Annotated in this window: 20 protein-coding genes; 10 read left to right on the top strand and 10 right to left on the bottom strand. The window is 50.7% G+C overall.

Annotated elements, in window-relative coordinates:
* Nucleotides 1-51: 51 nt before the first annotated feature.
* Genes gatB through gatC form a run of 3 tightly spaced genes read right to left on the bottom strand, consistent with a single transcriptional unit; the run spans nucleotide 52 to nucleotide 3,351 of the window.
* Nucleotides 52-1,545, bottom strand: coding sequence for an Asp-tRNA(Asn)/Glu-tRNA(Gln) amidotransferase subunit GatB (gene gatB, locus NG665_RS01995; protein ID WP_252673648.1), 1,494 nt, complete (start codon nucleotides 1,543-1,545; stop codon nucleotides 52-54).
* Nucleotides 1,546-1,549: 4 nt separating this feature from the next.
* Nucleotides 1,550-3,052 carry an Asp-tRNA(Asn)/Glu-tRNA(Gln) amidotransferase subunit GatA gene (gene gatA / locus NG665_RS01990; RefSeq protein WP_252673647.1) on the bottom strand — a complete coding sequence of 501 codons (1,503 nt, stop codon included), beginning with the start codon at nucleotides 3,050-3,052 and terminating at the stop codon, nucleotides 1,550-1,552.
* 2 nt (nucleotides 3,053-3,054) lie between these two features.
* The gene (gatC, locus tag NG665_RS01985) at nucleotides 3,055-3,351 is read right to left on the bottom strand and encodes an Asp-tRNA(Asn)/Glu-tRNA(Gln) amidotransferase subunit GatC (RefSeq protein ID WP_252673646.1); all 297 of its coding nucleotides are present in this window, start codon (nucleotides 3,349-3,351) and stop codon (nucleotides 3,055-3,057) included.
* A gap of 57 nt (nucleotides 3,352-3,408) precedes the next feature.
* Between gatC and NG665_RS01980 the strand changes: the two genes are divergently transcribed.
* Nucleotides 3,409-4,668 carry a phospholipase D-like domain-containing protein gene (locus tag NG665_RS01980; protein WP_252673645.1) on the top strand — a complete coding sequence of 420 codons (1,260 nt, stop codon included), beginning with the start codon at nucleotides 3,409-3,411 and terminating at the stop codon, nucleotides 4,666-4,668.
* 61 nt (nucleotides 4,669-4,729) lie between these two features.
* Here the strand turns inward: NG665_RS01980 and NG665_RS01975 are convergent, their stop codons facing one another.
* A complete protein-coding gene (locus tag NG665_RS01975) occupies nucleotides 4,730-7,267 on the bottom strand; it encodes an NAD-dependent DNA ligase LigA (protein WP_252673644.1) in 2,538 nt (845 codons plus the stop codon).
* 38 nt (nucleotides 7,268-7,305) lie between these two features.
* Between NG665_RS01975 and NG665_RS01970 the strand changes: the two genes are divergently transcribed.
* From NG665_RS01970 to NG665_RS01950, 5 genes are all read left to right on the top strand, one after another.
* Nucleotides 7,306-8,493 (top strand): sensor histidine kinase, encoded by a 1,188-nt coding sequence (locus NG665_RS01970; protein ID WP_252673643.1) that lies wholly within the window; start codon nucleotides 7,306-7,308, stop codon nucleotides 8,491-8,493.
* Complete coding sequence (locus NG665_RS01965; protein ID WP_252673642.1) at nucleotides 8,493-9,185, top strand: response regulator; 693 nt, start codon at nucleotides 8,493-8,495, stop codon at nucleotides 9,183-9,185. Before NG665_RS01970 ends, NG665_RS01965 begins: the two co-directional genes overlap by 1 nt.
* Entirely contained in the window at nucleotides 9,182-9,910 is a 729-nt protein-coding gene (locus NG665_RS01960; protein WP_252673641.1) for an ABC transporter ATP-binding protein, read from the top strand. Before NG665_RS01965 ends, NG665_RS01960 begins: the two co-directional genes overlap by 4 nt.
* Nucleotides 9,911-9,966: 56 nt before the next feature.
* The gene (locus tag NG665_RS01955; RefSeq protein WP_252673640.1) at nucleotides 9,967-12,444 is read left to right on the top strand and encodes an ABC transporter permease; all 2,478 of its coding nucleotides are present in this window, start codon (nucleotides 9,967-9,969) and stop codon (nucleotides 12,442-12,444) included.
* A 141-nt stretch (nucleotides 12,445-12,585) separates the two neighbouring features.
* Nucleotides 12,586-12,834 carry a WhiB family transcriptional regulator gene (locus NG665_RS01950; RefSeq protein WP_252673639.1) on the top strand — a complete coding sequence of 83 codons (249 nt, stop codon included), beginning with the start codon at nucleotides 12,586-12,588 and terminating at the stop codon, nucleotides 12,832-12,834.
* Nucleotides 12,835-12,842: 8 nt separating this feature from the next.
* Here NG665_RS01950 and NG665_RS01945 read toward each other — a convergent pair whose 3' ends face one another.
* On the bottom strand, nucleotides 12,843-14,267 hold the full coding sequence (locus NG665_RS01945) for a sensor histidine kinase (protein ID WP_252673638.1): 1,425 nt from the start codon (nucleotides 14,265-14,267) through the stop codon (nucleotides 12,843-12,845).
* 37 nt (nucleotides 14,268-14,304) lie between these two features.
* Here NG665_RS01945 and NG665_RS01940 point away from each other — a divergent pair, with 37 nt between their 5' ends.
* From NG665_RS01940 to NG665_RS01925, 4 genes are read left to right on the top strand one after another with little or no spacing between them, the layout of a single operon-like run.
* The gene (locus NG665_RS01940) at nucleotides 14,305-14,805 is read left to right on the top strand and encodes a DUF2505 domain-containing protein (protein ID WP_252673637.1); all 501 of its coding nucleotides are present in this window, start codon (nucleotides 14,305-14,307) and stop codon (nucleotides 14,803-14,805) included.
* Nucleotides 14,802-15,602: a thymidylate synthase gene (locus NG665_RS01935; protein ID WP_252673636.1), complete on the top strand. Its 801-nt coding sequence runs from the start codon at nucleotides 14,802-14,804 to the stop codon at nucleotides 15,600-15,602. The genes NG665_RS01940 and NG665_RS01935 overlap by 4 nt, the downstream gene beginning before the upstream one ends.
* Nucleotides 15,599-16,177, top strand: a complete 579-nt coding sequence (locus NG665_RS01930; RefSeq protein WP_252673635.1) for a dihydrofolate reductase — start codon at nucleotides 15,599-15,601, stop codon at nucleotides 16,175-16,177. Before NG665_RS01935 ends, NG665_RS01930 begins: the two co-directional genes overlap by 4 nt.
* Nucleotides 16,178-16,185: 8 nt before the next feature.
* Nucleotides 16,186-16,857 (top strand): FMN-binding negative transcriptional regulator, encoded by a 672-nt coding sequence (locus NG665_RS01925; protein WP_252673634.1) that lies wholly within the window; start codon nucleotides 16,186-16,188, stop codon nucleotides 16,855-16,857.
* A gap of 5 nt (nucleotides 16,858-16,862) precedes the next feature.
* On the opposite strand, the gene NG665_RS01920 is transcribed toward NG665_RS01925, so the two are convergent.
* The 5 genes from NG665_RS01920 to NG665_RS01900 all read right to left on the bottom strand — a co-directional run bounded on the left by NG665_RS01920 (nucleotide 16,863) and on the right by NG665_RS01900 (nucleotide 21,564).
* Entirely contained in the window at nucleotides 16,863-19,031 is a 2,169-nt protein-coding gene (locus NG665_RS01920) for an FtsX-like permease family protein (RefSeq protein WP_252673633.1), read from the bottom strand.
* Nucleotides 19,032-19,067: 36 nt separating this feature from the next.
* A complete protein-coding gene (locus NG665_RS01915; RefSeq protein WP_252673632.1) occupies nucleotides 19,068-19,733 on the bottom strand; it encodes an ABC transporter ATP-binding protein in 666 nt (221 codons plus the stop codon).
* Entirely contained in the window at nucleotides 19,718-20,251 is a 534-nt protein-coding gene (locus NG665_RS01910) for a PadR family transcriptional regulator (RefSeq protein ID WP_252673631.1), read from the bottom strand. Before NG665_RS01910 ends, NG665_RS01915 begins: the two co-directional genes overlap by 16 nt.
* Before the next feature lie 73 nt (nucleotides 20,252-20,324).
* Entirely contained in the window at nucleotides 20,325-20,765 is a 441-nt protein-coding gene (locus NG665_RS01905) for a pyrimidine dimer DNA glycosylase/endonuclease V (protein ID WP_252673630.1), read from the bottom strand.
* Nucleotides 20,766-20,829: 64 nt separating this feature from the next.
* Complete coding sequence (locus tag NG665_RS01900; protein WP_252673629.1) at nucleotides 20,830-21,564, bottom strand: YoaK family protein; 735 nt, start codon at nucleotides 21,562-21,564, stop codon at nucleotides 20,830-20,832.
* Between the last annotated feature and the right edge of the window lie 443 nt (nucleotides 21,565-22,007).

The following is a 22,007-nucleotide window of genomic DNA, read 5'->3' as shown; positions in this document are numbered from 1 at the left end:
AATTAAAGCGCAGGGAAGACAAATTATTCCTCTTCCCTGCGCTTTTTATTTTCAGAGCTGAACTCGCTCCATAATTAGTTCGCGGACGCGATTAGCATCTGCTTTGCCTTGGGTAGCTTTCATAACGGCTCCCACGATAGCTCCGGCAGCTTGTACTTTTCCGTTGCGAATCTTATCGACGACGTCGGGATTAGCAGCCAGGGCTTCATCAACAGCAGCGTTGAGTGCTCCGTCGTCGTTAACTACTTCCAAACCACGTGCAGCTACGACGTCGGTGGGCGAACCTTCGCCGGCAAGGACGCCAGCAAGTGCCTGCCGGGCCAGTTTGTCGGTAAGTTTTCCAGATTCAACGAGTCCATCAAGTTCAGCAACTTGCTCGGCAGTAACTGGAACCGAGGCAAGCTCAAGCTCATTGTCTTTTGCATACCGAGCCAGCTCACCCATCCACCATTTACGCGCGCCAGCTGATGTGGCACCGGCTTTAACTGATTCTTCAATCAATACCAAGGCGCCGGCGTTGACGATATCACGCATTTCTTTCGCCGAAACTCCCCATTCGTCGAGCAAACGGCGACGCTTTTGTGCCGGCAACTCTGGCAAGGTGGCACGTAGTTCTTCGACCCACTCGCGCGATGGGGCCAACGGGACGAGATCAGGTTCAGGGAAATACCGGTAATCATCGGCATCAGACTTTGGCCGTCCGGGCAAAGTTGTACCGTCTAGTTCTTGGAAGTGGCGAGTTTCTTGAAGAACACTACCACCGGAAGCTAAGATTGCCGCCTGGCGACGCATCTCAAACTCCACGGCAGCCGAAATTGACCGGAAAGAATTAACATTCTTTGTTTCAGTACGAGTACCAAGTGGAGATTGTGGAGTCTTACGCAAGGAGACGTTAATATCTGCGCGCACATTTCCGCGCTCCATACGCGCCTCAGAAACACCGATCGCACGTGCGATATCGCGGATAGTTTGCACATATTTGGCAGCGACTTCTGGAGCTCTATCGCCACACCCTTCAATGGGCCGAGTAACGATTTCCACCAGGGGAACCCCTGCTCGGTTGTAATCAACCAGTGAGTGATCTGCGCCGTGGATTCGCCCCTCGCCGCCGATATGGGTATTCTTACCGGCGTCTTCTTCAACATGGGCACGCTCGATGTTTACCCGGAAGACTTCGCCGTCGTCTAGTTCGACGTCGAGGTAACCATCGTATGCCAATGGTTCATCGGATTGGGACGTCTGGAAGTTCTTTGCCAAGTCCGGATAAAAGTAGTTCTTGCGCGCAAACCTACACGATTGAGCGATCTGACAATTGAGCGCCAAACCGAGTTTAATCGCATATTCGATAGCTTTCTTATTCACTACCGGCAAGGAACCAGGCAATCCGAGTGATACTGGGGTGATGAAGGTATTGGGTTCCCCACCGAAGGCGTTGGGGGCACCATCAAACATTTTCGTCTTGGTCGATAATTCGACGTGGACTTCGATACCCAAGACGGGGTCGAAGTTGTCAACGACATCGGTGTAATCCATCAGGTCAGTCATGTTCTTAGTCCTCCCACATATCCATATCGGGATGTGATGCAGCTCGATCAGCTACGTTTTCTACCATTGCCGCTACCTTGTACATCCGTGCGTCTTGGAAAGTTGGTGCCATGATCTGGATTCCCACCGGCAACCCCTGAGAAAGACCAACCGGAATAGTCATTGCTGGCGTTCCAGCCAAATTCGCTGGGATCGTCGTCATGTCATTTTTGTACATCGCCATCGGATCATCAAGCTTTTCGCCGAACTTGAACGCAACAGATGGCGTTGCTGGGGTCAGTAAGACGTCTACCTTTTCATATGCTGCTTGCATATCTCGTTGGACCAAGGTCCGAACACGCTGGGCTGAACCGTAGTAGGCATCGTAGGTTCCAGCAGACAGCGCGTAGGTTCCTAGAATCAACCGGCGCTTAACTTCTGGACCAAAACCGGCTTCCCGAGTGGCTGCCATCATTGTTTCTGCAGTTACTGGCCCTTCTTGTGGAAGCACACGGTTACCAAACCGTACGCCGTCGTAGCGAGCTAGGTTCGAGGACATCTCAGCGGGCATAATCAGATAGTAGGCTGACATCGCATAATCAAAGGACGGGCAAGAAACTTCAACGAAGTTTGCACCGGCGTTCTTCAGCTTTTCGATGACGCCATGGTAGGTGTCAAGGACACCTTGGCTAAAGCCTTCCCCATCGAGCTCTTTGACGATACCGAAGGTTACGCCACTAAGATCGGTGAGCTGTTTTCCTTCATTAACTGCCGCTACGAGATCAGAAAAATCGTTGGTCAGCGAGGTTGAGTCAAGCGGATCGTGCTTGCTGATAATTTCTTGGAGCGCTGCAGCATCGCGCACGTCACGGGCAACTGGTCCGACTTGGTCAAGTGAGGACGCTAACGCAATAATGCCGTATCGTGATACTGCGCCATAAGTTGGCTTAGTGCCAACAGTTCCGGTCATGGCACCTGGTTGGCGGATCGAGCCACCAGTATCGGTTCCTAAAGCCCACGGCGCAAGATAGCCGGCAACTGCCGCTGCAGATCCACCGCCCGAACCACCAGGAATCAGATCCCTGCCCCACGGGTTTTGGGTTGGGCCAAACGCCGAATGTTCAGTGGATGATCCCATAGCGAATTCATCCATGTTGGTGTGACCTAGAATTGGCAATCGTGCTTCTTTAAGCAATCGGACAACGGTTGCATCATAGGGCGGTAGCCATCCTTGGAGCATCTTTGATGCAGCAGTGGTCGGGATACCGCGCTGGCACATGTTGTCTTTTAGCGCTACCGGCACACCTGCGAAAAATGGTAGTTCTTTGCCGGCTAACCGATCAGCGTCTACCGCGCGGGCTTCTTCACGTGCTCCGTGCTCGTCGACGGCGAGGAAGACATTCATCTTCGGGTTAAGCCGTGCGATTCGCTCCAAGAAGAGCTCGGTGAGAGCCAGCGAAGTAATCTCACCAGCTTGGAGCTTTTGGGCAAGTTCCCACGCGGTTTTCATGTGTAATTGTTCAGTCATATTTACTCCTCGCCCAAAATTGCTGGAACACCGAATTTACCATCGTCAGATTGCGGTGCCATTGCTAGAACTTCATCACGATCGAGTCCGGGAACAATCTCATCTTCACGCCACACATTAGTGAGTGGGATCGGGTGAGATGTTGGTGGAATATCAGCTTCTACAACTTCCTTTAGCCGAGAAACTGATTCGTTGATAACTTCGAGTTCAGCTGCGAATTGTGCCAATTCGTCCTCTGATAGCGAGATACGTGCGAGGTCTGCCAAACGGGCAACCTCTTGTTTTGAAAATGTCGACATACTCTTATGGTATCGTTCCCTACCCGGTTGAGGCGAAACGTATCGTAAACTGAATGTATGTTGTCGTCGAAGAAATCTCGAACTTTGTCACCTAAACGTGTGGTCAAGTACGCGCTACTGACTGGATTGAGCGCACAAATCGCTGCTATAGCAGCGGTTATTGCGGTTGACGAAAAGCGAAAGCGGCGTAATCCGCAACGTGGTGAGTTTCCACATCATCCACCTCTGAGCACCCAAGTTTCCGATTCAGAAGTGACAGTTTACACATTTGGTAACCATCTTTATGATGACATGATCGCCGCCATAAATTCTGCCACGAATCGAATCTATTTTGAATCGTATATATTTAAAGCCGATGACGTTGGCTACCGGTTCCGTCACGCTTTGATAAATGCTGCGCGCCGGGGTGTTGAAGTGTTTATCATCCTCGATACGCTGGGGAATTTAAACCAAGATCCGCGCTCGCGTCAATTCCCGCCGTTGCCTTCTTTGCACGTCGTTCATTTCCCATTACTGCGCCCCTGGATTTTCACTGCCCGATCAAAGGATTCAGGTTTTGATCATCGCAAGATTCTCATAGTTGATGGCAAGGTTGGGTTTGTTGGTGGATATAACATCGGCCGGCTTTACGCTGATCATTGGCGAGATACCCACATCCGCGTCACTGGAGCGCGGGCGTGGGAATTAGAAAATGCGTTCATCGATATGTGGAATCAATACCGTTCTACTCATCATCCACACTTGCCAGACGACGTCGTTCGCTCGTGGGTTTCGACCTTCACAGTGTCACAAAACGTGCCCGCTTATCGTTCCTATCCTATTCGCGCCAATTATTTAGATGCGATTAACCGGGCATCGAAGAACATTTGGATTACGATGGGGTATTTTATTCCGGACTACGCTATTCGTAATTCTTTAACCAGCGCAGCTCGGCGGGGTGTTGATGTCCAGATACTTATTCCACAATTTTCTAACCACATTATTGCCGACTGGGTAGGGAGACCACATTATGCGGAATTACTTGCTGCAGGTTGCCGGATTTTCCTCTACAAAGACGCGATGGTGCACGCGAAAACTATGACTGTTGACGGCATTTGGACCACGGTTGGCACCGCGAACCTAGATCGACTATCTATGGCGGGGAACTATGAAGTCAATGCCGAAATTTTTGATGCCGGTTTAGCCACCGTGATGGAAGAAATCTTCGAGCTCGATGTGACTAATTGTGTGGAACTAACTTTAGAGTCGTGGCAAAAACGCAGTCGCCTTGCTCGGCTTGCCGAACGTTTGATGAAACCGTTAGCGCCGTTTGTTTAGCGCGCTGGCCGAGCAACACTGTTTGTCTAGCTAACCTTTCTTCTGGGGTTCCCGGCAAGACCTATTCTTCCTGCGTTTCGGGCATAACCCCCGTGCGCAAGAGTTCTTCAAACTGTTCTTCGGTAAGTATCGGGATCGCCAACTCACTAGCCTTAGTTGCTTTCGATCCTGCGTTTTCTCCAGCCACGACGACGTCGGTCTTCTTCGATACCGAACTGGTGGCTTTGCCACCTGCGGCCACAATCGCTTCTTTGATTCCATCTCTGGTGAAGTTGCGTAGCGTTCCAGTTGCAACAATAGTTAAACCACTCAAGGTCTGTTGCGTATTGCGCGGTAGGTCCCTTCGGGTAAAGTCCACACCGTCGGCGCTCCACTGGTTGATGATCTCTTGGTGCCAATCTTGGCTAAACCAATCCAGGAAGGAGGACGCAATGATGTGGCCAACACCGTCGATAGCTGACAATTCTTCGAGATCAGCTTGGCGCATCTGATCCAAGGAGGAGTATGTCTGTGCCAACGCCTGGGAGGCAACCGGACCAACGTGACGGATATTGAGTGCGACGAGTTTTCGCCACAGGTCTTTACCTTTGGCTTTGTCAATCTCGTTGAGCATAGTTGTTAGGGTTTTTGAGGCAACAGATGGCTTAGATATTGTTCGTTCTTCGCCTTTGCCAGACCACTGCGGTTTAGTCCACGCAGCACGAACATATTTCCAATTTCCGGTTACTTCTCCGGCTACTTTTTCTGCCTGCCAGATCCACACGTCTCGTAAATCCGTAGCGCTGAGCTGGAATAACTTCGCCTCGGTGCTCAAAACTGGAATTTGTGCCGGCGGCAGGCCAAGTTCTTCTTGGACACTAGGCGCAATAATGTTCTCATGATCAATAATCGCACCGTGCTCATCAACGATTCCGCGTGCGCGCCGTTCTTCAAATCCTAAACTAGCTGAACAGCTCTTTCCGCCTTCGCCCTCCCAAGTCAAGGTATGGCCAGTGGCTAACGCAGTAAGTGCGTCTGCTCGGTTCTGATCTGGATGGCACAGCCACCGTGCTGCTTCTTCGCCCAGGCCTTCAATATCTAATGCCCCACGCGAACCGATATGCGCCACGCGTTGCGTCAATTGAGCTGGGCAGGAGCGTTGATTTGTGCAACGCAAATCAATATCGCCTTCGCTAAGGGCTTTGATCGGTGCGCCACACTCTGGGCAGTGTTTGGGCATCACAAACTCAGTTTCAGTGCCGTTGCGTTCAGAGACGATGGGGCCAAGAACTTCGGGAATAATATCGCCAGCTTTACGCACGACGACGACGTCGCCGATTTTTACGCCTTTGCGAATAACTTCGGATGGGTTGTGCAGCGTTGCTTGAGAAACTGTTGATCCGTCAACGAAAACTGGTTCCATCACGGCGTACGGGGTTACGCGTCCTGTTCGACCAACTTGGACTCGGATGTCGAGGAGTCGTGTTTGAACCTCGGTTGGAGGGAATTTATAGGCCACCGCCCACCGTGGCACACGGGTAGTATAGCCGAGGCGCTCTTGGACACCTCGATCATCAATTTTTATGACAACTCCGTCAAATTCGAATGGCAGGCTATCGCGGGCGTGCTGATATTTATCTAGGAATTCGTTGATCTGAGCCAAGGAGGAATGCGTTTGGGTCACATCTGAAACCGGTAATCCCCACTGGGCGAATGCTCGATAAACTCCTGCTTGGTGAGCTAATTGTTCTTCTAGTTCGGCATCGATTCCTTTAATTGCACCAATGCCGTGGGCGATGAAATCTAAGGAACGTAAAGCTAGCGAGGCCGAATCTTCTTGCCGCATCGTTCCTGATGCGGCATTGCGTGGATTGACAAAAGTTTTGAGGTGGCTTTCGCGCCGCTTGAGCGCAATCTCTTCTTCCCAGTCAGCGCGCGGGCGAGAAAGGTTAGCCAGTTTAATCTCACGGTTTCGCATCGCTATTTCTTTGTTGGTTTCGCTGATCCGAGCGTTGCGTTCATCGATGAGCGCATTGCGTTGGGCGACGCTGGCGTTGTAGGCGTGAAATGCTTGGACGGGGAAGAACACTTCTCCGCGAACTTCGAGAAGTTGCGGGATATGAGAGCCGCGCAACTGGTGTGGAATAGAAGAAATTGAGCGGACGTTGCGCGTGACGTCCTCGCCAGCGATTCCATCTCCGCGAGTGGCAGCGCTTTCGAGATAGCCATCTCGATAGGTGAGGTTGAGCGCTAGCCCGTCGATTTTAACCTCCGTAGTCAAAGACGTATCGGAAGGTAATTCGCCAGAAATTCCAGCAAACCATTGAGCTAGTTCTTGCCGAGAAAACACGTCTTGGAGCGAATACATCCGCTGGATATGAGTGATAGGCGCAAGAGTGTTGTGGACGGGTTTAGCACCGACTTTCGTCGTCGGTGAATCTGGGGTCCACAGTTGTGGAAATTTCTCTTCGAGCTCGCGTAGCTCGCGCATAAGGCCATCGTAGGTGGCATCAACCATTACTTGATCACCGGTCGAATAATAAACACTTTGTGCGTGAAGCAAGCGCGGAGCAAGTTCTTCCCAGCGCGAGCGCGCCTGATCTAAATTTTGTGTACTCACATCGCTTATCGTACCGAAAAACACGTATTCTAAAAGACATGAATGAAAAATTGGCGGAGCGTTTCCCAGTTAGCCTTGAGGTGATACTTGCCTGTCTCGTGGGTTTTTCTGGTGCCCAGCCCCTCTTGACGAAATTTTTCATCCTCTCACCCACCCAGATCGCCATGATCTGGATGTGGAGTGTGGCTGGAAGCGTTGTGCTACTTACACATCGGCGCTGGCCAAACACTGCTATCGCAATCTTCCTCACCGTGCTTTTTATGCGAGCTCTCTTCCTTCCCAACATCCTCATGATTCCTGATGTTGTGCTTTTGGTGATGATTTATTCCGCTAGCATTCGAGCTCACATCGTTCTTGCTATCGCAGTCGATCTAGTAGCACTCTACACAGTAACTTTGACGTGGATCTGGCATCTACCAATACACACCAGTTCCCAGGCGCTCTTATTTGCCACCACCCTTGGTCTGCTAGGAACAATCGCGTTCGCGGGTTTTGCCCGCCGTCGTCGTATCACTGACTCTGAAAAACTCCTCACCGCCCAACAACTCATCCAACAAGAAACACAAGAACAGCAACACGGCGCATTGGTTCGAGAACGCACTCGAATCGCTCGCGATCTCCATGACATCGTCGCCCATACGCTCGGAGTCGTTATATCCCAAGCAGACGGTGGGCGGTATGCTGGGCGCAAAGACCCACAAAAGGCTGTCCATGCCCTTGATACAATCGCAGACATGAGTCGAGCAGCTTTGGCTGATATTCGGTCGATAGTTGGCGTTTTACGCGAACCTAACGATAACGGTGCGGCGCTCAGGCCCCAGCCGGTATCCCACGATATCACTACGCTCATAACGCAAGTGAAAGAATCTGGATACGATATTAGTTTCATTCAGATGGGAGCCGTTGCCTCACTGCCAGCTGGTATTGGAAATATGTTGTACCGAATATGCCAAGAATCGATCACCAACTCAATGAAACATGGCGGCCCGAAGATTTCGATCGTCGTCAAACTCCAATGGCACGAAGATCGCGTGACTCTTTCAGTTATAGACAATGGTCGCGGAGCTTCGGTTCCCAACGACGGTAGAGGGCATGGAATTATTGGCATGACTGAGCGGGCAGAATTATTTGGTGGCACCCTCGAGGCAGGTCCACGGCCAGGGGGTGGATTCTTAGTCCACGCAACCATACCCTATGACAAAGAATCCCGAGAGGAGCGCTTGTAATGACTGATAGCAAAATCCGGGTCGGTTTGGTCGACGATATGGATTTGATGCGGTCGGGACTCGAAATGGTCATCGATTCATTAGATGATATGGAGGTTGTTCTCTCAGCTAGTGATGGCCAACAAGCCTTAAACCGCCTCCAACTTGTTCCAGTGGATGTGATTTTGATGGACGTGCGGATGCCTAAACTCGATGGACTAGCCACAACCCAAGCCATTACCAAAGCACCACTGCCTACCGGGGTTGATCCCAAGATCATTATTCTCACAACCTTCGATGAGGATGACTACATGATTGAAGCTATACGTGCAGGAGCTTCAGGGTTTTTGCTCAAAGATGCACCTACTGAAACCACCATTGAAGCTATCCGCACTATCTACCGCGGAGACGCAGTCCTTGCGCCTTCTACTACTCGCCGCCTAGTAGATAAGTTAGCTTCGGAATCTTTGCGAGTTCCCACCACCAATCCTGAAATTCTCGATAGCTTAACAGAACGCGAGCGCGAGGTGTTTCATCTGATTGCCCGAGGGTTGACGAATGCTGAAATCGCGGCGCATCTTTTCGTTGCTGAAGCGACAGTCAAAACCCATATCACGCGTATTTTCGCTAAACTGGGCATTCGCGATCGAGTACAAGCTGTTGTGATGTCCTACGAAGCGGGCATAGTTACTCCAGGACACAATGACCTATGACGGTTGCTCGGCTCATCGATGTTTCAGTTCAGCGATCGGCGCGCAATGCGGATCGAGAGCTCACCAATGTCTCAATGTCTTTCCCCGAGGGAAAATTCAGTGCCATCCTCGGCCCGAATGGGTCTTCTAAATCGTTACTGATGGAGGTTCTTGGAGGATTGGCCAGCGTTGATTCTGGCCAAGTGTTCACGTGTGGCGTCGAGCTCACGGCACTTGCTCCACAAAACCGTACTCGCCTACTTTCGGAGTCCGTCGCCTTCGTCTTCAACGAGCACAATGTTATCCGCAGTTTGACGTTTGACGATAATCTTCTCCTTGCCCATAAATTTTCGCGTCGCCCAGTTGATCGGGAGCTTTATCGCGACGTCGTTGAATCCTTTGGCCTTGCCCCCTACCTGGGTATGAAACCTTCACCAGAGACTACCGATATCAATCAACGCCTCGCAATAGCGCGTGCTGTGTTGAAAAAAGCCAAGTTAGTCCTTGCGTGTGAACCAACTCAGTTTTTACAACATAAGCCTTCGGAAAATGTTTTAGACAGTTTGCGGCGGTGTTCTCGTGAGTATGGGATGTCGATTATTTTGTCTACGCACAGCAATTTTGTTGCTACCTACGCAGATGAAGTGCACGTGTTTTTAGATGGTGCTCCCACCGGGAGCGTTGTTAATCCTTCACTACCGTCCTTGGCTTTTGCTCAAGAAAATATCACCTATTCGGCACGATAATGCTTAGTTTTGTTACTGAACATACGCTTACGTTTTGGCGCAAACACCTTACACCGATGCTGATCACGCTGGTGTGTTCATTCGTTGTGTATTTAGGTATGCTCACGCTAACTTATCTGCACCACTCAGTTGAATTCTCAGCAAAATCATCGGTGCCGCCAGCAGATATCACCGCCTACAATGTTTCACTTCCAGAGCCAAGTTTCCTATCTGAACTAGATAATCTCAGCGTTATCCAAACAACCTATTCACCTACTGCGTTGCAGGGTTTGGTGATAACTGACTCTGCTTCGGCTCAGCTTAATATCCGGTCAGTGCCACCAAAATCGTTGCGTGTTGAAGATTTTTATCGCGGTCACTATCCCAATAATGCCGATGAGATCGCGCTACCGGTCTCACTTGCACACCAACTCCAGCTCGCGGTTGGCGATGAGGTTTTGCTTTCTATTCCGTCAGTTAATCAACATGGATTCGCGCGCCGTGTCACGGTTGGAGGTATCTACGCCCACAGTCCTATCAATCCGGAACCTGATGCCACATTTAGTGCGCTATCGGGGATGGATATGCGTTCGTTGCGCCAAGATGTTCCAGATGAGCATCTCGTTGGTGAATCTGGAGTATTGGTTGTGGGGCAACCAGGAGTCTCGCTAGCCGATCTCAAAGAAGCGGTTTTGGGTATTCCAGGCACGGTGGTGATCACTTACAACGAGTCATATACCCGAGAACTCCATGAGAGCCAACAATTCGTTTCACAGCTAACTCTCACCGGCATTGGCATACTGGTCATCCCCCTGTTAATCACCGGAGTTTGCTGGTATTACTCGGCGCAAAAAATATCGGCATCGCGCAAAAAAGACTACTTTTTGTTGCTGTCCTTAGGCGTCTCGATGCCTCAGGTCTTCTTCATAGCTCTTGCCCAAATCTTAATTGCAGCACTTATTCCACTTGGCGTAGGGATACTGTTGGGCTACATGAGTGCAAAGATTCTTTTAGGAACGGTGCTAGATCTTCCAGGATCGCATTTCCTCCTACCTGCAATTCCTCATCTGCTAGAAACAACCCTCATAACGGGTGTGCTTGTAGTTGCCATAATATCTATTGCTGTCACACCCACTGCGTGGAACCTGGCATCGTTCTTCTCCGAACGCACAAAACCAGTATCAGGGTTATCGGAAAACAGTTTCGCTGTCATTCCTCGATGGATACTGCAGGTAGTCTTGGCAACAACCGTCTTGATTCTTCTAAGTTTCATGGCCTACGGTTCTACTCGCTGGCTTAGCTGGTCTGGGCCAGCAACCTTCCTAGCACTTGTGGCCATAGCCGGTTGTGTAACGGTAGCGTTTTTCTTTCATCTTCTGGCAACTCATTGGTTCGACTCCGTTTTAGCCTGGCTCAATATTCCACTTGCATTCACCACCGGCCAACGCCGCGATCGATACTTAGACATTGCCCGGCAGTCACATTCGCATTCGCGGCTTCTCATCGTGGCGGTAGCTAGCATAATCGTTGTTTTAACAACGCATTCATCACATGTCACACTAACTGCACACATCGCTGAGCACACCAGCCCCTACGACATCAATTTAGTTACCGGGCCCGATAACGACGTCGAAACCCGCACAGACCTTTTTGAATCGGCAATCGCCTACCCTGGCATTGCGGCTGCGCTCGATGTCCACACCGCGAGCGCATCGCTATCTCGTGGCCAAGGCATCTCCCCAGTCATGATTGATCTACATGCAGTCGATCGCCACGAGGCACTAAACTATTTTGGTGACGACGACGTGCCAGAAGTTGGCAAACGCGCAATGATCTACCTACCGCAAGCTCTCATGGCGCAACTCAACATAGGCGACGATGACGTCGTCTATGTTCCCGGCAATGACAACCGGCGTCTCCCCTTCGTCGTCAAACAAGCTACGAGCCCGTGGGCGATGATGGAGTTAGAGAATTTCCGCGATATCCAAGCCTCCAATGCAGGCTATGAATTGTGGCTCCGAAAAAAGCCTGATACTGACCAGGATCTCGCCTCGTATTTCGTGAGTTTTCGTTCCTCACTGCTAGGGGAATACCCCGATACCCAATTCCGGGTCTACTCTGGTACAACAGGGCAGATACTGGCTCACGAGGAGCTGCCAGAATGGACTACCCCTATCCTTATCGCCTTTTGCCTAGTAGGCATCGGAACAGCAGTGCTTGTGGTTCTTGGCAAAATCTCTCATCCGCCAAAATCACGTCAGCGCGATATATTCTTGCTAACGAGCCTCGGTATTTCACAATCTTCGCTACGTTCAAACCGTATCGTGGAAGGCGTGGGATACGTTGTGATCGATTCTGTGATCGGAGTAGCGCTCGGCCTGGCTATCATGCCAATCTTGTGGACGAATCTTCATCGAAGTCAATATGCTTCCTCGCTACACATTCCGCTAGGGCACATTGGGCTGTTGATCGTTGTTATTGGACTAGCTAGCGCGATAATAGCCTATGTCACGTCACTGCGCCGCCATCAAGAGCCGGTAGTTTTAGCTAGATAAGATGTGAGCTATCCCTAACCAGACAAACGTCACAGCGTCTGGTCTTTATTATCGAGACAAAAACTGCCAAGGTATCCATATAACTGGTAGCAGGTATCCATCTCACGAACAAAGGCAGTAAAGGAGAGTTGAAAAAGCTCAATGGATTGGCGACATAACGCTGCATGCTTAGAACACGATCCGGAACTATTTTTCCCCGTGGGTAGCTCAGCTGCAGCTATGGCACAAACTGAACGCGCAAAAGGTATTTGCCGCTCGTGCGATGTAGCCGAAACATGCCTACAGTGGGCGATATCAACAAATCAAGATGCTGGTGTATGGGGTGGGCTATCCGAAGATGAACGTCGCAGCCTCAAACGTCGTGGTCTTCGCGCTCAACGCCTCTCCTAGCGCTTACCTTATTTCAGCAACATCATAATAGTAACTACGGTTCCACCGGTTTCTCCTGGCTCCCAGGCGATCCGGCCATTTAGCTCAGAAGAGACCATAGTTTTAACGATCTGCGTACCCAGCCCGGAACCGGGAACAGAATCTCCTAAGCCTACGCCATCATCACTGACAGTGACGGTCAATTCATTCCCATCTCGTAAAGCATCGACCCATACCTGACCACCGTTTACTAACCCATGTTCGACGGCATTCGAAATAATTTCATTGAGTACAACAGATAGCGCGGCTGCTTCTTCGGCGCGGATAAGACCGAAGGAACCAGTAAATGAAGACTTGACCGCAACATCACTGACTGCAATATCGACCGCCATTTTAAGCACCGGAGTAAACAGCTCATCAAAATCGACAACTTCGTTAATCGTTTGAGAAAGTTGCTCGTGAACTAAGGCAATAGTAGCCACGCGCCGTTGTGCCGTAGCTAAAGCGGTTCGTGTTTCTTCAGTTGATGCGCGCCGCGATTGGAGCCGCAGTAGCGCCGAGACGGTTTGTAAATTATTTTTGACTCGATGGTGAATTTCGCGAATCGTTGCGTCTTTCGTAATCAGTTCTTTTTCCTGACGACGAAGTTCAGAAACGTCTCGGCATAACAACATAGCCCCGAGTCGCTTCCCGCCGTTACGCAACGGTAGCGCTCGCATCGAGACCGTAACTGAATGGGACTCAACTTCAGCCATCCACGCAGCCCGCCCCATAAGCACAACCGGCAACGACTCATCTACTGAAGAGTAATCATCAATCTTATCCGTCAAAAGTTCAGCTAAGACCCGATCATGGAGCGGCTCATCGATTCCGATTCGTCGGAAGTGCGAAATAGCGTTTGGCGACGCATAGATCACAACACCTTCTTCGTTGAGATGAATAACGCCGTCAGATACACGTGGCGTTCCGTGACGATACCCCGATGGCGCCTCGCTGTAGGGAAATTCTCCAGTGGTGATCATTTCCGCAAGCGCTTGCGCAATCGCATCATGGTTTTGTTGCGCATGGGACAACACACGATCAGGGAACAGAGCACTGACTGCAACGACGACGGCGATATTTCGTCCCCGATACCGCACCGGGATAAACGTCGTTTCAACTTCGTCGTCGCCCCACGTGATAACTTCGCCACTAGCTAACGCCGCGTCGATGCCGGGGCGATAAGTCCGTTCAATAACATCACCTACTGAATCTACTTCGAACAAGGTGGTTGCCGTTGCTGGGCGAGCTTGGGCAGCAATGACTGGCCCATCAACTGTAGCGGTCACCAGTAAGAGATCGGCGAAGAGAATATCGGCAAGGACTTGCCAGTCTCCGGTGAGCATATGTAGCCATTCGCGCTGGTCAAAAGCTAGGGCGGTTCGTTGTTGCAAAATATTTGTTAGTGTAGGCACAGTTCAACAATAGAGGGAAATGGTGTTCAATAGAAGTATGAACATCACACACGATCTGCACTATGGCGCAACCCTCATGGAAGTCCTTGACGTTTTACGTTCTGAAGAACTGCTTTTTGGGCGTCTGCAAAAAGTAGGACATCCTGATTACGAACTAGCTCACGATATTGTTGACGGTAAGAAGCGCACTGAGGTAACTATCAGTGCCGGTCCGAATCAAATTCCTGAACAGGTTGCGATGTTCGTCGGCAAAAATGCCTCAGTGACCGTTACCAGCCTTGAAACAGTCACTGACGCCGGTGCTCAAATTGATTATCTCATCTCCACCAAACTTCCCGTAAAATGCAGTGCACGAATGCTACTTGTCAATTCAGGTACTAGCACGGCTGGAAAACTCGAGATCCATCTCAGTGTCTCAGTGCCCATTGCTGGCGCCATGATTGAACGCAGTATTGAGAATAAGATTCCGCATATCCTTGATAAAGATACTGAATTAGTAAACGAAATACTGGAAAGAAAACGGAGTGAGCAGGCATGATTAATCGCCAGTATGAAGACTTGTTGGCTGATGTTTTAGCTCATGGGGATAAGAAAACTGACCGCACTGGCACTGGAACATTGTCCGTATTTGGCAGGCAAATGCGCTTCGATCTCAGTCGAGGTTTTCCTCGAATCACCACAAAATTTGTGGCGATGAAATCCATCAAGGGCGAATTGCTGTGGTTCCTCAACGGCGAAACGAATATTGCTTGGCTCAAAGAACACGGCATTACTATTTGGGATGAATGGGCTGATGAATCCGGCGAACTTGGCCCGGTTTATGGCTACCAGTGGCGTTCGTGGCCCACTCCATCTGGAGAACATATCGACCAGATTGCCCGCGTTATTGAGCAGTTGCGCACCACTCCAGATTCGCGGCGGATGATTGTTAGCGCCTGGAACGTCGCCGATCTCGATCAGATGGCACTCCAACCGTGCCATGCGTTCTTCCAGTTCTATGTGGCAGATGGCAAATTATCGTGCCAACTCTATCAACGTTCTGCAGATCTATTCCTTGGTGTACCGTTCAATATCGCCTCATACGCGCTACTAACTCACATGGTGGCGCAACAAGTTGATTTAGAGGTAGGCGATTTTATTTGGACTGGTGGAGACTGCCACATCTATCTCAATCACCTACAACAGGTTCGAGAACAGATCTCTCGCCAACCCTACCCCTTCCCCACGTTAGAATTACGCAAGGCTCGCGATATTTTCTCCTACACAATGGATGATATTTCAGCTGCCAACGGCTACCAGCATCATCCTGCAATTGTGGCTCCGGTAGCAGTATGAGATCAGAAAACACCATGCGAATCGGGGCGATATGGGCCCAAGGCCACGGGCGCGCCCTGGGCAAAGACGGCACGATTCCATGGCATCTTCCAGAAGATTTACGGCTATTTCGTCAAATAACCACCGGCCACCCGGTTATTATGGGGCGTTCGACGTGGGAGTCGTTGCCTGAGCGGATGCGTCCGTTGCCCCAGCGCACAAATATCGTTCTGACTCGAACTAAAGATTACCGCACTCCTGGAGCCCACCGCGCGAACAGTATAGATCAGGCTCTTGATATCGCGGACAACCAGGGTAGTGATTTTTGTTGGATTATTGGCGGAGCACAGATTTACCAGGCTTTTCTTGAACATTGCGATCTGATAGTCGTCACGAAAATCGACCTTGAGGTACCAGATGCTGATACCTTCGCACCACATATTCCTCGCGAGTGGATGTCGCACTGCTCGACGCAGTTGACCTCTATCTCGCAGATAACCTACCAGATCTGTAGCTATACGAACCCAGCATCGGCAATATCTAATGCGGATATTAACCAGCTACTGCCCCATATTTCTTTTCACCCAACACTGTAAGGATATTCATGTACGTTGCACATCAACATATGGTTGAGTCAGCCCAAGCTTTAGCACAAGCACAAGATATCGGAGTAGGTGAACTGATAACAGTGGGAGCCAACGGCATTAACGCAACGCGTGTGCCCTTCGTCGTCGTCGAGAAAAATGGGAAACAGATCCTTCAAGCTCACCTAAACCGAGTCAATCCGCAAGTTCACGACGACGGTGAGGCGCTTTTCGTCGTTACCGGAGCTCAGGCGCACGTACCTGGACACTACCTGCCGCCGGAAAAACCCGGCTCGGTTATGCCTAATGCGCCAAGCTGGGACTACGTCACCGTACATATTCGCGGAGATTTTTCCACATTTGACGACGACGAATGGAAGCAGGAACACTGGGAGAATCTTGTTGCTGCACATGAACCGATATGGACGATGAATGACACCGAAGAACACCGGATCAAGCGAGCCTATGCGGCGATCGTTGGTGTTGAAGTGGCGATTTCTGAGGTGATCGGCAAGGCGAAACTGCATCAGAATCTTTCTTCCGCGGACCTGACCCGGCTTGCCGATTCGATGGAGCGCGGCGGAGCTAGCGATGTCGCTGAACTTATGCGCGATATTTCGGTTCCGTGGGCACAGGCCCGTGAGGCGCGCGTAGGTAAAGCACTTGATCTACGCGCGCGCCACGAATATTAAACCGCTTACTCTTGCCGGTTTGTTCCTGGTTGGGTAATTCGGCGCATCATTGGAGTAAGCGCCGAGATCGCGCCAACTGCTAAGAGAAGTGCGCCGGCTAAAACTCCTAGGAGCAGCGGGTCAAAGCCGGCATCTAGTGTTGAGGAGAAAATACGCATCATAAACCAGGCAGTTCCAAAGCCCAACATGGCTGACATCAACAGCATGGCAAGCAAGGGACCAACGGTTTCAATGAGGATCATGCGTACAATATCGTAAAGTTGCATACCGCTTAGCCGTAAGGTCATCAGTGACCGTCGCCGTTCTAATAGACTGGCGTAGGTGGAGACCAAAATCGAGATGATTGCAATAACTATCGTGCCAACAATACCGATATAGACCAGGTAGGTGAGCATGATGATAGCATCTACCCCAGCAAATGTGGAGCGCTCATCTGCTGAGAAAATGAAGATCTGCTCTGCATTATCAGTTAAGATCCCTGTGCGAGCCAAAGTTGACCGGAGCTGTTCAAGACCGTGTGGATCGCGTAACTTCACGGCGATACTATAGATTGGATGATCTGTTGCTGCCCCGTATTCTCTGCCCACTTCTTCGATAAAACTAGCCATATCAGTTGCGTGAACTTGGCTCTGTTGCTCATCTGATGGGGCCCAAAAGTTCACACCAACAACTCCCTGATAGCAGGATACGTCTAGATATTCCGTGGCTTGTTGGCAATCAAAAACTGTCCATCCTCCCGCGATAAACGGGAAAACATCACTGCTGGAAACCTCTGGCTCAGCCTCTAGGAGGCGATCGAGCTTGGTTGCTTGGTCTTCGTCGACCAAACCACTGATCACTGATACCCCGGTTTGTACCGAATGAGTGGTTTGTTGGGAAAGGGCATAGACTTCATCGCTTTCCGATATCGCGGTGAGGAAGAATGAGCCAGCAAAGACTGCCAGCACAACACCCGTCACGGAACGTGAAATACGCGAAGCGTGGGCTTGAACATAGGTCAAACCGATAATGGTCGGTGCTCGGCGTGCCCAACGCGCACTCAGCCGGGCAGTGATGAATGTCAGCCACGGACTTGCGAGCACTAAACCGATCATAATACCCATAACGACGCCCATAAGGATATAAGTATCGTCTATAGTTCCTTCGTTAGCTCCAACGGTGAAATACTCGTAGCAGATCGTGGCGATGGCGATGACCAACAGGCTCATGCGCATCCAGTGCGGACGTCCCTGGGTGTTTTGACGGCGCACTACGCCCAGTGGAGAGAGATGGATTTTACGCATACCCCAACTGTGGGCGAAGAATACCAGAAGTATTGTTGCCAATGCGATGATGCCAGCTTGGATGGGTGTGACTGCGAAGTTTTCAGCCCAGATGTGTTTTCCATCTATGGCAACTGTTGGAAAAATATTTTTGATCCCTAGGAAGATTGCGAACCCGGCGATATACCCTAAGATAGCTCCGACGAATGCTTCAAGTACCAGCATTCGCAATACTTGTTTACTTGTTGCGCCCACTAATCGCAATGCCGCGTAGCGTTGTTCGCGTTGGACGCTGCCCAGGGTTGCCGAGATAGCGATCAGGAGAACAACCGGGAAGAGTAAAACCACGAGTCCCACATACATAATGACGACACTAATTTTGAGAGGTTCTGCTCCGGCCTGAGAAAAGTCGGCAATACTGACGCCACCTTGCGGGAGGTCACGAGCTCCACTGATCACAAGCAGATCGTCAGGGCCAGTGGTCAATTCATGAGGTAGATCTCCAGCATCGGTAACGCCGAAGCGATCTGGAAGCTGATATTCCGGATGGTCATTCATGATCCTTCGCAACCCAGCTGAAACGAGATATTCACCCGGCTCAGGCCATGACATACCAAAGAGTTGTGGTGCCTCTACTGTATCGGTCGTGTCCACTAAGACGCTTGTGATGACTTCGCCTTCGACTTTCATCACAGGATTCATCGCATCTTTATAGATGCGTACAGACACTGCCGGATCGGGTGCCGGCCGGCCTTCTTCTTGAGAGCCACGTTCTTCACTGATGCTGCGCAACCATTGCTGAGAGGTATCGACTGATAGAGCATTATTGAACGACGCTGCGGTTAATAAGAGCACCACTCCCAATGCCACTGCGCCAGCGATGAGCGCCAAACGTCCTTTAGTTTGAGACAACGAGTTTCGAAGGAGTGTCCACGATAGGTACATGGTTTATCCTTCCAACATGCCGTCACGAACAATTACTTCACGATCGGCATAGGCGGCGATCAGTGGTTCGTGAGTGACCATCACAACGCTCATGCCAGTTGAACGAGCAATATCCATAAACATGGTCATCACTGATTCGGAGTTGATCGAATCTAAAGAACCGGTTGGTTCATCAGCAAATAATAGAGATGGCTGCGGGCTTAGTGCGCGCGCGATAGCCACGCGTTGCGCTTCGCCACCTGAAAGCTGACCTGGCAACGCATCGGCATGGTCGAGCAGGCCGACGGTCTCAAGCCATTTATCAGCCGCATGGTAGGCTTTGGCTTTTGATTTTCCGTCAAGGAGAAGCGGGACAGCAACATTGTCACGCGCGCTGAGTTCTGGGACAAGCTGGGAAAATTGGAAGACGAAGCCGAAGTCTCGACGTCGTAGAATTGTGCGCTCGGTTTCGCTCATCGTGGTCAGTTCGCGACCATTGAACTGCACCGATCCAGAATCGGGTAATTCGATACCGGCAAGAGCATGGAGCAGCGTGGATTTTCCTGAGCCAGACGGACCCATAATTGCCAGAGCTTCACCGCGTCTGACGTCGATCGATATCCCCCGCATAGCATGGGTTTTTCCGTAAGTTTTGATTAAATCCTGGGCGCTAATTATGAGTTCTGACATAGTTCTTCCTTAAGTTTTTCGACACGTGCTGTAGCAAGTTCGATCCACCTCAGATCGGCTTCAATATGGAAAATGGCGTTATCAAGCATGAGCGTATCGGCCAACGACGCATCTTTTTTCCGAGCAGTTAGCTCACGCAATCGCTGCAAATGACTGTGGCGTTGTGCTTGCAGGTAGGGTGCAGCCTCGCCGTCAACAATGAGCGCGAGAACAGTTTTGGCATACATCGTTGCCTGCAAAGTTGGGGAGGGAACTTCAGGTTTATGCAGCCATTCGACGACGGCGTGATGCCCGGCGGGCGTCAAGGCATACCGGGTGCGAGCTGGACCATTAGATTCGCCGTCGTCATCAATCTCGATGACCTTAGCGTCACGCAAGAGGCGAGCCAAGGTGGAATAGACTTGACCGGGCAGAACTGGTTTGTCGCCGGCGAAGAGCTGATCGTAGAGTTTTTTCAACTCATAGCCGTAATTTGGTTCTTGGGTCAGTAAGCCAAGGAATGCATACTGGACTTCCATACAACCCCCTATACACTGAGTGACTAGTTACCTCTAGTCACTCAGTGTATAGGTGTTTTTCTTATCGTGTCAACTAAACTTTCTCCCAGGACTCAACGCCGCCGGGAACCACAACAAAAATAGGATGAGCTGAATACGAATCATCAACCCACGGTTCTTCACTCAACAAATGCGGTGCCCGCCGCCCAATCTTCTCACGCAACCAACCCGCCTCATAGGCCAGCTGTCCATCGGTCACTTCAATCTGGATATCAGCCAAATTCTGCGGTAAAAACAAAATCTTCGACCGGTCGAAATTATAGCCCCGGCGCGTAGCGTCGTCATAAAGCCCGGTCAACCATGCGCCAATAGCCAACATCGGATCGGGATATTCGCGGAAACGTTGCAACTGCGGATGGTGACGATAACCTTTGGTTTGACCGGCAAGAACTTTTTGCGCCAGCAAACCCTCACGCCAGCCAGCAATCAACGCTGCACGATCCAAATTAGCTGGATGTAAACTCCACAACCGCACGGTAGCCTCCAAGGTGTCACGGCGATCGCCGTCGTTACTAAAATTTCTCCGCCACCACTCTAACTTATGGCGTAACCCAGTCGGCGGTGTCGGACGCATGAGCCAGCGAGCGCCACAAAATAATTGCCAGCAAAACGCCCGCCACAATTAGCGCCCCGATCGACACCTCATACCGGACAAACATCGCCCCGATAAATGCCCCGAACGCCATCGAGAAAATAGAAACCAACCGGCGGCCTATATTGTGCTCTTTACCAGCCTCGCCGCTACCGTCGCCAGCCAGGCCAGTAATCGTTAGCGTGAGCACGGTCGTCGTCAAATCTGGGACAGCAATAGCGCGCGCAGTTGCGTTTTGTACTCCCATAGACAAACTCAAAAACACAATAGTGACCACCAAGCCCACAAAATGCACCTGCGAAGCCAAGATTAGAGAAGAAAATATCGACGATACGACAAGCGCGCCTTGTGTCACCATCGCAGTAGCTAAAAACTGCGCTCTATGTTTGCCATATTTACTGCGTTGGATCACACCTCCAATAAACGCCCCCGCCATAAACGCAACAATCGCCAAAATTGAGGCCCACCACGTAAAGCCCTCCGCCCCTCCAAGAGCAAAGCCTAAGAAGACAACATTTCCGGTCATATTTGCAACGAAGACTCGACCAAGAACAAGATAGGAATACGCATCAACAAGCCCAGTTACCACCGTCCACAACACAAAATAACGCGGAAGTGGCCCATGCCGATTGCCCTGAACTGGAATAATAGTTTCTTTTACCTGGCGAATGACCCGATTCATATCAACTCCCATCAACACTATCCGGTAGGCGAAGTACACGAAGCCTGTTGGCAATAACGAGCACGTCACCACATTCATGGATAAGAACAACCATAGTCAGTCCCAGTATTCCACTCAATGCCAATTTCAGCTAGAGTCAGCTAGAGCCGGAGCAGCCCAGGTCGTGCGGCGGATACCCGATCACCACATCCCAGCTACTCTAAGCTCTCCTTGGCTGCTTTTCAGCTGAGATCGGCTCATCTTGGCTGACTTCCAGCCGATCTAACCGCGGCGCAACCATCTTTCCGGACAATCCCGACCTCTATTGACCGACTTCCAGCTGACTCGAGTCCATTTCAATCTCGAATAAGACCACAACATGTTACAAAACCGGGGTATATGGGGCGATGTCCTCATATACAGGGCGATCACCCCATATACCCCGGTTTCGCGACAGGGAAGTC

It is taken from the genome of Arcanobacterium pinnipediorum, from assembly GCF_023973165.1.
Taxonomy (GTDB): domain Bacteria; phylum Actinomycetota; class Actinomycetes; order Actinomycetales; family Actinomycetaceae; genus Arcanobacterium; species Arcanobacterium pinnipediorum.
This window is presented reverse-complemented; position numbering and strand designations above follow the sequence as displayed.

What these genes read in the sequence shown, in the direction of transcription:
- gatB (WP_252673648.1), bottom strand. Translation starts at nt 1,545, where the DNA reads ATGACTGACCTGATGGATTACACCGATGTCGTTGACAACTTCGACCCC.
- gatA (WP_252673647.1), bottom strand. Translation starts at nt 3,052, where the DNA reads ATGACTGAACAATTACACATGAAAACCGCGTGGGAACTTGCCCAAAAG.
- gatC (WP_252673646.1), bottom strand. Translation starts at nt 3,351, where the DNA reads ATGTCGACATTTTCAAAACAAGAGGTTGCCCGTTTGGCAGACCTCGCA.
- NG665_RS01980 (WP_252673645.1), top strand. Translation starts at nt 3,409, where the DNA reads ATGTTGTCGTCGAAGAAATCTCGAACTTTGTCACCTAAACGTGTGGTC.
- NG665_RS01970 (WP_252673643.1), top strand. Translation starts at nt 7,306, where the DNA reads ATGAATGAAAAATTGGCGGAGCGTTTCCCAGTTAGCCTTGAGGTGATA.
- NG665_RS01965 (WP_252673642.1), top strand. Translation starts at nt 8,493, where the DNA reads ATGACTGATAGCAAAATCCGGGTCGGTTTGGTCGACGATATGGATTTG.
- NG665_RS01960 (WP_252673641.1), top strand. Translation starts at nt 9,182, where the DNA reads ATGACGGTTGCTCGGCTCATCGATGTTTCAGTTCAGCGATCGGCGCGC.
- NG665_RS01955 (WP_252673640.1), top strand. Translation starts at nt 9,967, where the DNA reads ATGCTGATCACGCTGGTGTGTTCATTCGTTGTGTATTTAGGTATGCTC.
- NG665_RS01950 (WP_252673639.1), top strand. Translation starts at nt 12,586, where the DNA reads ATGGATTGGCGACATAACGCTGCATGCTTAGAACACGATCCGGAACTA.
- NG665_RS01940 (WP_252673637.1), top strand. Translation starts at nt 14,305, where the DNA reads ATGAACATCACACACGATCTGCACTATGGCGCAACCCTCATGGAAGTC.
- NG665_RS01935 (WP_252673636.1), top strand. Translation starts at nt 14,802, where the DNA reads ATGATTAATCGCCAGTATGAAGACTTGTTGGCTGATGTTTTAGCTCAT.
- NG665_RS01930 (WP_252673635.1), top strand. Translation starts at nt 15,599, where the DNA reads ATGAGATCAGAAAACACCATGCGAATCGGGGCGATATGGGCCCAAGGC.
- NG665_RS01925 (WP_252673634.1), top strand. Translation starts at nt 16,186, where the DNA reads ATGTACGTTGCACATCAACATATGGTTGAGTCAGCCCAAGCTTTAGCA.
- NG665_RS01915 (WP_252673632.1), bottom strand. Translation starts at nt 19,733, where the DNA reads ATGTCAGAACTCATAATTAGCGCCCAGGATTTAATCAAAACTTACGGA.
- NG665_RS01910 (WP_252673631.1), bottom strand. Translation starts at nt 20,251, where the DNA reads ATGGAAGTCCAGTATGCATTCCTTGGCTTACTGACCCAAGAACCAAAT.
- NG665_RS01900 (WP_252673629.1), bottom strand. Translation starts at nt 21,564, where the DNA reads ATGAATCGGGTCATTCGCCAGGTAAAAGAAACTATTATTCCAGTTCAG.